The sequence below is a fragment of the Capnocytophaga sp. oral taxon 336 str. F0502 genome (assembly GCF_000411575.1).
In the GTDB taxonomy this organism is placed as follows: Bacteria; Bacteroidota; Bacteroidia; order Flavobacteriales; family Flavobacteriaceae; genus Capnocytophaga; species Capnocytophaga ochracea.
Genome location: NZ_KE150489.1, coordinates 455,765 through 468,269, shown reverse-complemented (window position 1 = coordinate 468,269; position 12,505 = coordinate 455,765). Strand labels below are relative to the sequence as shown.

General features: G+C 39.7%; 13 protein-coding genes and 3 tRNA genes. 10 read left to right on the top strand and 6 right to left on the bottom strand.

What is annotated here, in order from left to right; genetic code table 11:
* The first annotated feature begins 86 nt into the window (after positions 1 to 86).
* Positions 87 to 596, top strand: coding sequence for a GNAT family N-acetyltransferase (locus HMPREF1528_RS05430; RefSeq protein ID WP_016478955.1), 510 nt, complete (start codon positions 87 to 89; stop codon positions 594 to 596).
* A complete protein-coding gene (locus HMPREF1528_RS05425) occupies positions 593 to 1,255 on the top strand; it encodes a TrmH family RNA methyltransferase (protein WP_016478954.1) in 663 nt (220 codons plus the stop codon). The genes HMPREF1528_RS05430 and HMPREF1528_RS05425 overlap by 4 nt, the downstream gene beginning before the upstream one ends.
* 191 nt (positions 1,256 to 1,446) lie before the next feature.
* Here HMPREF1528_RS05425 and HMPREF1528_RS12725 read toward each other — a convergent pair whose 3' ends face one another.
* Positions 1,447 to 1,593 (bottom strand): hypothetical protein, encoded by a 147-nt coding sequence (locus tag HMPREF1528_RS12725; protein WP_198010003.1) that lies wholly within the window; start codon positions 1,591 to 1,593, stop codon positions 1,447 to 1,449.
* Positions 1,594 to 1,870: 277 nt separating this feature from the next.
* On the opposite strand from HMPREF1528_RS12725, the gene HMPREF1528_RS05420 reads away from it, so the two are divergent.
* From HMPREF1528_RS05420 to HMPREF1528_RS11950, 5 genes are all read left to right on the top strand, one after another.
* Positions 1,871 to 2,824, top strand: coding sequence for a phosphoribosylaminoimidazolesuccinocarboxamide synthase (locus HMPREF1528_RS05420; RefSeq protein ID WP_009420666.1), 954 nt, complete (start codon positions 1,871 to 1,873; stop codon positions 2,822 to 2,824).
* Between the two features lie 89 nt (positions 2,825 to 2,913).
* Positions 2,914 to 4,041 (top strand): 2-amino-4-hydroxy-6-hydroxymethyldihydropteridine diphosphokinase, encoded by a 1,128-nt coding sequence (gene folK, locus HMPREF1528_RS05415; protein ID WP_016478953.1) that lies wholly within the window; start codon positions 2,914 to 2,916, stop codon positions 4,039 to 4,041.
* A gap of 256 nt (positions 4,042 to 4,297) precedes the next feature.
* Entirely contained in the window at positions 4,298 to 5,116 is an 819-nt protein-coding gene (gene panB, locus HMPREF1528_RS05410; RefSeq protein ID WP_009411723.1) for a 3-methyl-2-oxobutanoate hydroxymethyltransferase, read from the top strand.
* Positions 5,116 to 5,967, top strand: a complete 852-nt coding sequence (locus tag HMPREF1528_RS05405) for a YoaK family protein (RefSeq protein ID WP_009411724.1) — start codon at positions 5,116 to 5,118, stop codon at positions 5,965 to 5,967. The genes panB and HMPREF1528_RS05405 overlap by 1 nt, the downstream gene beginning before the upstream one ends.
* Positions 5,879 to 6,526: an RluA family pseudouridine synthase gene (locus HMPREF1528_RS11950; protein ID WP_051129439.1), complete on the top strand. Its 648-nt coding sequence runs from the start codon at positions 5,879 to 5,881 to the stop codon at positions 6,524 to 6,526. Before HMPREF1528_RS05405 ends, HMPREF1528_RS11950 begins: the two co-directional genes overlap by 89 nt.
* Before the next feature lie 27 nt (positions 6,527 to 6,553).
* Here HMPREF1528_RS11950 and HMPREF1528_RS05400 read toward each other — a convergent pair whose 3' ends face one another.
* Positions 6,554 to 7,066: a shikimate kinase gene (locus HMPREF1528_RS05400; RefSeq protein ID WP_034567861.1), complete on the bottom strand. Its 513-nt coding sequence runs from the start codon at positions 7,064 to 7,066 to the stop codon at positions 6,554 to 6,556.
* Between the two features lie 139 nt (positions 7,067 to 7,205).
* On the opposite strand from HMPREF1528_RS05400, the gene HMPREF1528_RS05395 reads away from it, so the two are divergent.
* The 3 genes from HMPREF1528_RS05395 (at position 7,206) to HMPREF1528_RS05385 (ending at position 7,481) form a co-directional block, all read left to right on the top strand.
* Positions 7,206 to 7,278 (top strand) — tRNA-Lys (locus HMPREF1528_RS05395).
* Positions 7,279 to 7,313: 35 nt separating this feature from the next.
* Positions 7,314 to 7,386, top strand: a tRNA-Lys gene (locus tag HMPREF1528_RS05390).
* Positions 7,387 to 7,397: 11 nt separating this feature from the next.
* A tRNA-Leu gene (locus tag HMPREF1528_RS05385) sits at positions 7,398 to 7,481 on the top strand.
* Positions 7,482 to 7,547: 66 nt separating this feature from the next.
* Here the strand turns inward: HMPREF1528_RS05385 and HMPREF1528_RS05380 are convergent.
* The 4 genes from HMPREF1528_RS05380 to HMPREF1528_RS05365 are packed head-to-tail and all read right to left on the bottom strand — an operon-like array spanning position 7,548 to position 12,104.
* Positions 7,548 to 8,303, bottom strand: a complete 756-nt coding sequence (locus tag HMPREF1528_RS05380; protein WP_002671140.1) for a tetratricopeptide repeat protein — start codon at positions 8,301 to 8,303, stop codon at positions 7,548 to 7,550.
* A 4-nt stretch (positions 8,304 to 8,307) separates the two neighbouring features.
* Positions 8,308 to 10,062: a BatD family protein gene (locus tag HMPREF1528_RS05375; protein ID WP_009751630.1), complete on the bottom strand. Its 1,755-nt coding sequence runs from the start codon at positions 10,060 to 10,062 to the stop codon at positions 8,308 to 8,310.
* Between the two features lie 47 nt (positions 10,063 to 10,109).
* A complete protein-coding gene (locus tag HMPREF1528_RS05370; RefSeq protein ID WP_016478950.1) occupies positions 10,110 to 11,000 on the bottom strand; it encodes a tetratricopeptide repeat protein in 891 nt (296 codons plus the stop codon).
* Positions 11,001 to 11,060: 60 nt separating this feature from the next.
* The gene (locus HMPREF1528_RS05365; protein WP_009411730.1) at positions 11,061 to 12,104 is read right to left on the bottom strand and encodes a VWA domain-containing protein; all 1,044 of its coding nucleotides are present in this window, start codon (positions 12,102 to 12,104) and stop codon (positions 11,061 to 11,063) included.
* Positions 12,105 to 12,505: the final 401 nt, after the last annotated feature.

Genomic DNA, 12,505 nt, shown 5'->3' with positions numbered 1-12,505 from the left:
AAAAAGCGGGGCAAGTTAGTCAAAATATTGCAATTAGCAAAGTTTTTTGTACATTTGCAGGGTTTTAATAGGTAACAAGTAACACAATGAACGAAAATGTAACGCTTAGAATAGCAATGCCTCAGGATACTCCTGCTATTTGGGCAATCCTATCTGCTGCTATTGAGCGTCGCAAAGCCGATGGCAGTAACCAGTGGCAAGACGGCTACCCTAATGAAGAGGTTATAGCTAACGATATCGCCCATCAATATGGCTATGTACTCACGGAAGGCAACGAAATATTAGGCTATGCTGCTCTCCTCATCAACAACGAACCTGCTTATGAGGCTATCAAGGGCAAATGGCTTACCAATGCCGACTTTATGGTATTTCATCGCGTAGCAATTTCGCCTGACCATTTGGGGCGTGGCTTAGCAAAGTTTCTTCTTCAAAAGATAGAAGAAATAGCTCACAATAAAGGCATTCCTTCTTTGCGAGCCGATACTAATTTCGATAATGCCCCGATGTTACACCTATTCGAAAAATTAGGCTATAAGTACTGCGGTGAAGTTACTTTCAGAGGTACTCCCCGCAAAGCCTTTGAGAAAAAACTATGAATCAAGAATTACTCACCTATTTAGAACATTTTATTACCGAAGAACGCAAGGAACGTTTTTTACAGGTAATAAGCGCGCGTACCAATCACTTTACGGTAGCGATGGAAGATGTATTCCAAATGCATAACACCAGTGCCGTAGTGCGCACTTGCGAAGTCTTTGGCGTACAACAAGCACACAGCATAGAAGGACGATTTGGCAAACGCCTCGATGCCAAAATAGCAATGGGTGCTCAAAAATGGGTAGACGTCTTCCGCTATAACGACACCCAAAGTTGTATCGATACCCTCCGTGCCCAAGGTTACCAAATTGTGGCAACAACCCCACACAAAGACGCTTATTTCCTCAACGACTTCGATATTAGTAAAAAGAGTGCTTTCTTCTTTGGTACAGAAAAAGAAGGGCTCTCCCAGCAAGTACTCTCACAAGCTGATACATATTTAAAAATTCCAATGGTAGGTTTTACCGAAAGTTTGAATATCTCGGTAGCGGTAGCCATTGTCCTGCAACAGCTTACTGATAAACTCCGCCGTAGCCAAGTAGCTTGGCAACTCACCGACGAAGAACGCCTCAACACTCTTATCAATTGGGCAAAGAAATCCATTCGCAACGTAAAAGATGTGCTAAAACGCTACGAAGAACTCACCGCTCAAAAATAAAAATCTTCAATAAACTTCCTCCTATCTTCGCATTAACTACAAGAAATCTTCATCATTTCTTTGTTCATTCTTTTCCTACTTGCCTGCCCTGCTACGACTGCCCGTCCGGCTTGCACCGTCTTTTGTATGAACTTTGCCAAAGTTTCAAACATTGCCAAAGTTGAACTCCACTAATAACCTTCTTTTTATCTCTATCTTAGATTCGCTTTACCTTCATCATAGGTTCGTTTTCGGTTCGTCATTCCTTCGTCTTTTGTTCGTCTTTTGTTCGTCTTTTGTTCGTTGTAGAGCCACTGTAGAGCCACTGTAGAGCCACTGTAGAGCCACTGTAGAGCCACTGTAGAGCCACTGTAGACCCACTGAAAAACTACTCATCGTTCGATTATCCCATAAGCTTTGTATAATCCTCCTCCAATTTCACCATTAACCATTAACCATTAACAACACTTCCCATTTTCTAATTTTCAAATTTGCTAATTTTCTAATCTTTATTTGGTATTTCTGGTATTTAAGGTATTACAATTTCTTCACTCATTTTTTTCACAATTCGTAATCCGTAATTTGTAATTATTTTGTACCTTTGCACCGAGAAGAGATTTTTAACCATTTACAGAAATGAATACTATAACAAAAACAAACTTTAAATTCCCTAAACAAAAAACCGTTTACAGAGGGAAAGTGCGTGATGTGTATCAACTTAAAGATGATACCCTCATTATGATTGCTACCGACCGTATTTCGGCTTTCGATACCATTCTACCCAAAGGTATTCCTTACAAAGGTCAGATATTAAATCAAATGGCTGTAAGTTTCTTGCAACAAACCGAAGATATTGTACCTAACTGGCTTATTGCTTCTCCTGACCCCAATGTTTCTATTGGTCAAGTGTGCGAACCACTAAAAGTGGAAATGGTCATTCGCGGTTATCTTGCAGGGCACTCGGCTCGTCTCTACAAAAATGGCGTGCGCAAACTATCGGGCGTCCCCTTGCCAGAAGGCTTGCGAGAGTTCGATATGTTCCCACAACACCCCATTATTACTCCGGCTACCAAAGCCGAACAAGGCTTGCACGACGAAGATATTTCCCGTGAAGACCTCATCCGCAAAGGAATTGTAAGCGAGGAAGACTATCGATTGATGGAAAAATACACCTACGCACTCTTTGCTCGCGGTACTGAAATCGCCTCTAAACACGGACTCATCTTGGTAGATACTAAATACGAATTCGGTAAAACTCGCGATGGCGAAATAGTGCTCATCGACGAAATTCATACCCCCGATTCCTCTCGTTATTTCTATAAAGAAGGCTATGACGAACGACAAGAAAACGGTGAGCCCCAAATACAGCTTTCCAAGGAGTTCGTACGGCAGTGGCTCATTTCGAAGGGCTTTCAAGGTGAAAAAGGACAAAAGGTACCTACGATGACTGATAAGTATGTACAATCCGTTTCTGAGCGTTATATAGAGCTCTACGAGAATATTATGGGCGAGAAATTCCTCCCCGCCGATACTTCCGATATAGAGAACCGCATCTACGACAACATAATGCGATTTTTGCAGAATCAATAATCAATGAAAAAAGGTCGCTTTTGCGCCCTATACTTTGCCAAAGTTGAATAGCGCTCGTTAATTGTTAATTGTCAATTGTCAATTGTTAATTGAACCACGATGTCTACATATCATTAGGAAGTAACTTAGGAAATCGTAAAGCCTACCTGCAACAAGCCATTGAAGGCATTGCGATGCGGGTGGGTACTATTGTCGATATAGCCCCTGTTTACGAAACACCCTCGTGGGGTTTTTCGGGGGAAGCTTTCCTGAACACCTGCTTGCTATGTCGTACCTTTCTATCACCTGAGGAAGTATTAGTACAGCTCTTGCAAATAGAACAAGAACTCGGGCGAGAGCGTATGCCTCAGTCCAAAGGCTACCAATCACGCACTATCGACCTCGATATTCTTTTCTACGACGATAGAGTTATTAATACCGAAGTGCTTACCGTACCTCATCCTCTTTTGCACCGCCGTAAGTTTGTGCTGAAACCTTTAGCAAATATCGACGACCTCAAAGTACACCCTGTACTCAAAAAAACGGTTGCCGAACTTCTCCGCACTACCGATGATACTTCACCTGTGCAACGTCTTACCGACCAGCTGTCGTTTCCTGCACAAAAATCACCTTTCTTGAATTATAAGTACATTGCTATTGAGGGGAATATAGGTTCTGGAAAGACCACTTTGGCGACTAAAATAGCCGAAGACTTCAATGCAAAGCTCATCTTAGAGCAGTTTTCTGATAATCCTTTTTTGCCTAAATTCTACGAGAACCCCAAACAATACGGTTTTACGTTGGAGATGTCGTTCCTTACCGAACGCTACCAGCAAATGTGTGAACAGTTAGCACAAATGGACTTGTTCAAGGAGTTCGTCGTCTCCGATTATGATATCTTCAAATCACTCATCTTTTCTAAGGTAACTCTTACCGATGATGAATTTGTGTTGTACCGTAAGCTTTTTTACATTCTTTATAGCCAAATCATTAAACCCGATTTGTATGTATTCCTTTATCAAAATACCGACCGTCTTATTGAGAACATCAAGAAGCGCGGTAGAACATATGAGCAAAACATCTCCCCCGATTATCTCAAAAAGATACACTATGGCTATTTAGATTTCATACAGAAGAATACCGCTATGAATTCTCTTATCATTGATGTAACCGACCTCGATTTTGTAAAACACTACACTCATTACGAGTATATTATAGAAAAGATACGCGAGAATTAATTTTCAGTATACACTTTGCTAAAGTTTTAAATTTTGGCAAAGTTGAATAACTTTTATTTTGATAAATCCACTCTAAAAATATGGTTTTCTATACATTATAAGTATCCAAATGAAAAGAAACACAATATGGTTTATAGCAATTGGATAGTTTATAAAAGAGTAGACAAAATACTATTTCTCCTAATTAGCTAATTCACAAATTAGCTAATTTGTCAATTATTCGTATCTTTGCCCCCGATTTTTAAACTACAACAAAATGTCAGCAGTTAGAAAAGAATACAAACGAGTAACTACCAAATCGGTAGTAGAGATGAAAGCCAATGGCGAAAAGATTTCGATGCTTACCGCCTACGATTATACATTTGCTAAACTATTAGATAGTGCCGGTATCGATGTGCTATTGGTAGGTGACTCCGCTAGTAATGTAATGGCAGGTCACGAAACTACCCTCCCTATCACCTTAGATCAAATGATTTATCACGCCTCATCAGTAGTACGTGGGGTGAATCGCGCCCTTATAGTGGTAGATTTGCCTTTTGGTACTTACCAATCCGACCCTAAAAAGGCGTTGCGCTCAGCTATTAGAATAATGAAAGAAAGTGGGGCTCACGCAATTAAATTGGAGGGAGGTAAGGAGGAAGCCGAGAGCATCAAGCGCATTGTAAATGCGGGTATTCCAGTAATGGGGCACTTGGGGCTCACTCCTCAATCTATTCACCAGTTTGGTTCATTTGCTTTGCGTGCTAAAGAAGAAGCTGAAGCTCAAAAACTCAAAGAAGATGCTAAGTTATTAGAACAATTGGGTTGTTTTGCTATTGTATTAGAGAAAATACCTGCTACATTGGCTGAAGAAGTAGCCAAAAGTGTGCATATTCCCATTATAGGGATTGGGGCTGGTAGTGCAGTAGATGGGCAAGTATTGGTGATGCAGGATATGCTCGGTATGAGCAATGAATTCCAACCTCGTTTCCTGCGCAAATATGCCAATTTACAAGAAGTGATTACTAATGCCGTATCGCATTACATCGAAGACGTAAAAAGCGTCGATTTTCCTAACGAAAAAGAACAGTATTAATGTTCCGTCATCAAGGTAAAAAACGTACCGCCAAACACAATCTACAAATAGCCGTAGTGCTCTCATTCGTTGCAGGAATGGTGAACGTTACCGGCTTTTTGTTTGTGGGTAAACTTACCACCAATGTTACGGGACATTTTGCATATTTTATCTATGATGTGTCGGTAGCTGAGTTTTGGAAAGGGCTCATTTACTTTCTCTACATCTTTGCTTTCCTCATAGGTTCCTTCACTTCGGGCTTACTCATCGAGAATGCTAATTATCATCGTACCCAGAACAAGTATCTCAAGCCTACACTCTTGGAGTGTTTGGCTTTGTTATCGGTAGTAGGGTTACACGCTTTTTCTTCCAATGATATTCCCTCCGATGTTACTGCTTGTATCTTGCTCTTTGCAATGGGCTTGCAGAATGCTTTTGTGACTAAAATCTCTAACTCGGTAGTGCGTACTACCCACCTTACAGGTCTTTTCACCGATTTAGGTATCGAACTCGCCCAAAGAATTTACCTTAATCGTAATCACTACGAGCAGCAACACACGCATTTGCGAAACACCATTCGTCTGCGACTTTTTATCATTGCGTTCTTCTTTCTAGGAGGATTTAGTGCGGGGTATTTTTATATTGAACGAGGTTTTTCAATATATACTCTGCTCATTTCGGTAGCCATTCTTCTCTTAGGACTTTTCTACGACGGAATGCGCTTTTTCTATTTCACTAATAAACGACATTATGAAACTTATCACAAACGCCGAAAACGTAGACGTGCTTTACGAAGACAATCACGTTATCGCCGTAAACAAGCGAGTAGGCGACATAGTTCAGGGCGACAAGACGGGGGACACTCCGCTTAGCGATATTGTCAGACAATATCTTAAACAAAAATATAACAAACCTGGGGAAGTATTCCTTGGGGTAGTACATCGCTTAGATCGTCCTACTACGGGAGTGGTGCTCTTTGCTAAAACCTCTAAAGCTCTCGCACGCTTCAATACGATGTTTGCTAACAAGCAGGAAGTACAGAAAATCTATTGGGCGTTGGTAGATGCAAGACCTCCTGTCGAGGAAGATACACTTACCCATTGGTTGGTACGTAATGAAAAACAAAACAAGTCAGTAGCATATAATAAAGAAATACAGCAAAGCAAGAAAGCTGTATTGCATTATAAGTTATTGAAATCGTATGAACGTTATTACCTATTAGAAATCGACCTTATTACGGGGCGTCATCACCAGATAAGAGCGCAATTAGCTGCCATAGGATTGCACATCAAAGGAGACCTAAAGTACGGTGCTAAACGTTCCAATCCCGATGGTGGTATCTGTCTTCACGCTTATAGCCTAAGCTTTGTTCACCCTGTAAAGAAAGAACCTATTAAGATTATTGCAGAAGCCCCTTTCTCTTTCTTGTAGTTAATTGCTAATTCGTATAGCTTAGAGTTATAGAATTTTTACAATTTCATTTATACTTTCTTCTTCAGTAAGATTATCCATAGAGATAATATAGTTAGCTTGCATATAAAAAGGGTTGCGTTCAAACAGATGTTTGCGAATGAAATCCTCTAAATCAGCATCATTAATTTCAGAGAGTAGAGGGCGATGCGGTTTTTCTTTAATAAGACGTTTGGCTAAGATTTTAGGTTGGTATTTTAGATAAATAGATAAAGAAGTAGCTTCTTTTATTAAAGCCATATTATTGCCAAAGCACGGTGTTCCCCCTCCTAAGGATAATATAAAGTCTTCTTCTTTTTGTAATAACTCCTTTAAATAAAGAGTTTCTTTTTTTCGGAAATAAATCTCTCCTTTACTACGGAAAATCTCTTGTACTGATAGGTTTTCACCTTCAGCAATATAAGAATCAAGGTCAATAAAAGGAATGTTTTTAAGGTGAGCTATAGCTTGTCCAAGAGTAGTTTTACCGCTTCCCATATAGCCAAGTAAAATTATTTTCATATATAAGGTATTGTATAATAGATGTTTGAAATGTAATGCTAAAAATAAACTGCAAAAATAATACTTTTTTTCTTGTTACATAAGAAATTTGTTATATCTTTGCACCCGCAAAACAATAAAGACACTGAATTGTTATAATGACTCGGTAGCTCAGCTGGTAGAGCACGACACTCTTAATGTTGGGGTCCAGGGTTCGATCCCCTGCCGGGTCACAAGGGTTATACAATTTGTTTTTTTATTTTTAAGGGACTTGGTAGCTCAGTTGGTAGAGCACAACACTTTTAATGTTGGGGTCCTGGGTTCGAGCCCCAGCCAGGTCACAAACACGTAAGCCTACGTGGAGAAATTGGTAGACTCGCCATCTTGAGGGGGTGGTGCTCGTTAGGGCGTGCTGGTTCGAATCCAGTCGTAGGCACAAAAAGATAAGACTACTTTATTGATAAAGTAGTCTTTTTTATTGTCTATATTTATATTTTTTTAATTATAATACTTTTAAAGCACTTTCTTTAGTCCACCCTATTTTTCCATTAGCTAAACGAATTTTTATCCAGTCATTGTTCTTTTCTATAATTTCTACTTTAGTACCTTCGTGAAGCTGTACTACTTCATTGCTATAAGAATTGGCTTCAGAAAATACCCGTACCGTTTTATCAAATAAGATGGCGTATTTTTCACCGTCTACTTGCCTTTTGTGAAAATCAGCGATGAAATAAGTACCTACCGCTACTGCTACTGATATGAACATCAAGGTGAAAAAGAGCCGTTTGAGGGCAGTTTGTTCTAAAAAGTAGTAACAAAAGAAACTCAATACAAATACCATTACTCCTATTATAGAGAGCACTGCCCACGTTTGCAAGCTAAACAAACCTGTAATAGCATCGGAGAGCTGGCGTAACCAGGTTTTAGGTAGGGGTGTAATAGCATCTACCTTCATTTGGTTTGCCAATAGGAGTCCGTTTTTAGCCTGTTGGTTTTTGGGGTTTAGCTGGAGCGCTTTCTCATAATAATAGATACTTTCAGGCACGTGATTCAGTTTGTAATAAGTATTTGCTAAATTATAATACAAAGCTGATGATTCTTTACCAGACTTCAAAATTGATTTGTATTGGTCAATTGCATTTTGGTACTCTCCTTGGTCGTAATATTGGGTTGCTTTCTCGAAAGGATTTTCGTTAGTTTGAGAGAAAACAGAGAAAGAGAGCAACAGCAAAAGTGATATGATGATGTTGTTTTTCATTTTATTACTTGTTTTTCACTTGTTTGTCGAGGGCAGAGATTACTTGTACTGCCTCGCTAAAATCTTTTTCCATAGAAGCATCGGTGTGATGCTGAGAGTAGCGTGCCATTTCGCAATTAGCGAGTAATGCCATAAACTGAGCTACGGTAGCTTCAGTAGCTTTTCGGCTGAGCAATAGTTCAGTGATTTTATCTTTGCTCATTTCAGCTGTTTCAATTTTTAATTTGGCTTTTAAGTAATTGTGCAAGGCGCGTTCTAACGCTTCATAGAAGGTACCTTTATCACCTAATTTACGTTTGGCTTCTCCCAGATATTTCTTCGCTAATCTATTGGCTACTCTTACTTTATTACCTTCGATATCTCCGGCTCTTTGCATTTTGATATGCCACCAGATAAGTACAATAGGGATAAGAAGCAAAGGCAAGAACAGCCATAAATAGTAAGCTGTAGAACCAAAGAATACGGGTTGGTGCATTGGCTGAAGGTCGGCATTGGTTTGAAGACCTTCTGGTTTTAGAGGAATGTTATTACTATTAGCCGTGTCATTAGGCTGGTTTTCGGCTGTAGGACCTTCGGTTACATCTATCCAAATATCTTCGGTTTTTACAGTTTCATATTTCTGAGTATTAGGGTTGAAATACGAGAATGAGAGTCCTGAAATAGGATATTTTCCTTTGTATTCAGGAACGATAGTATAGGTTTGTTCTAAGCGTCCTTTCATTCCGTTAAGAGAAGTGTTGATGTCTTCTTTTTGTTCGGGAGCATACACTTCTAACGATGATGGGAAAGTAGGCTTAGGTAAATCAAACAGTTTAAAATTGCCATTACCTGATACTTCTATTTTTAGTTGAGTACTTTCATTAGCTTTGAGTGTTTGTTTAGTAGCATTTACAGAAAAAGAGAAGTTACCGACTGCTCCTGAGAAGTTTTCGGGTTTTCCTTCCTCAGGTAAGGGTTTTATGTTTAAAACACGACTACCAGAGCTTACTTTGCGTGATATTTCTTCATAGAAAGGGCGTCCAAAGAAGTCTCGTTGTCCTGTAGGAGCATTGATAATAGCTTCTACAGACAGAGGCTCGAGAGTGATAGCACCTGTTTTTTGAGGGTAAAGCACTATTCTTTTTACTACAATACAACGGTAGGAACGACCTTGATAAGAGCAATTTTCTACCTCATAATTTTGCAGACGTATATCTTGACTCCAGAAGTTAGGGTATTTTGGTACATCTAACAAACGCAGGTTACTAAGAGATATTTCTCCTCCTACATAAAGCCGATATACCACACTTACAGCTTCGTTAAGGTATGGGTTGGGCTTTGAAACTTCGGCAAGAAGGAATAGGTTTTCACGTGCGATATCGTTAGTATTTCTGTCTATTGAGGGAGTTTTTACCGCCTCGGTAACAGTGATAGCTATGGGGTTTGTTTTATATGTTCTACCGTCAATTTCTATACTTGCTTGTCCTATGGTAAACTTACCTTTGGCAGTAGGTTGGAGAATGTAAATATAAGTTTTGGAGAAACTACTTACTCCATTAATCCACGATCTTGAAACCGATTGCGAAGGTCCCATTACTATGGTAAAACCGTGAAAGTTAGGCGGAGTAAAGTTATCGCCATCTTTATTCATAGAGAACTCTATGCGCAAGCGTTCGTTAGCCCCTAATTGATTTTTACTCACTTCGGCTTTGAACTCTACTTGTTGTGCATAGAGACTTTGGATTAAGAAAGTTATAAAGAATATTATCTTGTATTTCATTTTAGCTTTTACTTATTAAAAGGGCGAATAGCCATTCGCCCCTACTACTACCAATCTTTTTCAGTTTTAGCGCGTTGACCTTTTACTTTTTGAGCGTTAATTTTCTCTTGGGTTTTGCGCTCTTCGTTGTTCATTGCCTCCAAGATACGCTCCATTTGTTGTGGCGAAAGAGAAGAGGGACGTTGCTCACCTTGTCCTTGTCCGCTTTGGTTTTTATTCTGCTGGTTGTTTTGGTTAGGGTCTTTCTGGTCGTCGCCCTTATCTTTGTTTTTATCCTGTTTATCGCCTTGATCTTTTTTATTATCTTTATTGTCTTTGTTGTCCTGATTATTCTTGTTATCTTGGTTTTTATTCTGGTTATTTTGGTTCTGTTGATTATTCTGATTATTCTGATTTTGCTGGTTCTGTTGATTGTTTTGGTTTTGTTGGTTGTTTTTATCTTTATTGTTTTTGTTGTTTTGAGGTGGAGGAGGGTTTTGTTTAAGCATTTCTTTGGCTACTGCCAAATTGTAACGGGTTTCTTCATCTTTAGAATTATGACGCAAAGCTTCTTTATAAGAGAGCACTGCCTTTTCGTACTCTTTGTTCTTCATAAAGGCATTGCCTAAATTGTGGAAAGCCTTGTGTTTTTCTTCTTCGGTTATCTTATCGGAGGTTGAGGCGTTTTTAAGTCGGGAGAAAGCCTCGTCGTAACTCTTTTGTTGATAGTACATCGTACCGAGATTATACTGTGCAGTAGCGTTGTTTTTATCTTCAGCTATTGCTTTGCGATATTCTACTTCGGCTTGTACAGGTTTATCGCCTTTGAGAGCGGTGTTGCCCTCGTACGTATATTTTTTAGAGTTAGCAATTGCTTTTTGTGCCTCTTTTTCGGCTTTGGTTTGTGCAAAAGCAGAGAGGGATAGTAAGGATAATGTTATGTATAGAACGTTTTTCATAGTAGATTGTTTGTTTTCAACTTTGCCAAAGTTTCAAACTTTGGCAAAGTTCGGGACGCACTATTTGTCTTTTTCTTTTTCGTTGAATAGATTCAATTTCTTTACCCATTGGGTTTTGCGTTCAAAGATAGCGAGGTCTAAGATGAGCAAGAGCAAAGCTCCGCCTAAAAACCACTGAAATTGGTCTTTGAAATCTACAAACTTTTGGGTATCGAACTGACTTTTTTCAGTACCGTCTAATATCTTGTTAATTTGGCTTACTACTTTTTGGGTATTATCGCCGTCGAGGTATTCACCTCCTGCATTGATGGCTATCTGTTGCAAGAGCTCACGGTTGAGTTTGGTAATCACCACCTCGCCATTGCGGTCGCGCTTATACGTTTGTTCGCCTCCGTCTTTGATAGGGATAGGAGCGCCTTTTTCGGTGCCGATACCTATGGTGTAGATATGTACTCCTTTTTCTTGTGCTTCGGTAGCGATTTCGGTAGCACCCATTTCGTGGTCTTCGCCATCGGTGAGGATAAAGAGCAAGCGTGCAGTGGGAGTATTCTCATCGAAATAGTTGCTTGCCATACGTATTGCTTCCTGAATGGCAGTTCCTTGAGAGGAAAGCATATCGGTGTTCATACCTTGTAGAAACATCTTAGCGGCAGAATGGTCGGTAGTGAGAGCGAGCTGAGGATAAGCGCTAGCTGCATAAGCTACGATACCTACACGGTCGCCTTTTAGCTGACTAATGGTTTCGAAAGCGATGCGTTTTGCCTTTTCCAAACGATTGGGGGCTACGTCTTCGGCAAGCATACTTTTAGAGACATCAATGGCAAAGACGATATCTACCCCTTCGCGTTTTACGGTTTCAATTTTTGTACCTATCTTGGGGTTAGCTAGGGCGATGCTCAGTAGCACAAGCACTACTGCCAAGACACTCCATTTCACCCAGAGTTTGAATCGCGAACGGTCAGGAGCTAAACGCCTAAGGGCAGGGGAGGAGGCAAATTGTCTTTGCAACCGACGTTTGCGAAGCATTGAAAGGGCAAAGATGATAAATAGCGGAATGAGTACCGCTATGAGCCAAAGATATATTTTTTCGTCGATATGAATCATAATTAGTTAAAAGATAAGAGTTAAGAGTTAAAAGTCGCAAAGGCTTTTATTATTAACTTTTAATTCATAGCTGTTAATCAAATACTGCGCCAAAACGATGCAAAGATACAAAATAATTTATAAAATTAGAAAATGAGAGAATTAGGAAATTAGAAAATGAGGTGGTGTAAGGCCTTAGGTCATAGGCCATAGGTATTAGGGGAGAAACGACGGTCATTATTGTTGTATAAACATCCCATAATTATTGTATAAACATCCCCTAGCCCCCTTCAAAGGGGGAATGTAGTGACGAGAGAGGAAATGTTTGCTATAAAAAGTAACACATTGGAGATTTCGGAAGGAAACGGAATAGTTCGGAAGTGGGTCGAGAGGGATTTTGGTGAAAAAAGGCTATGAGGAGG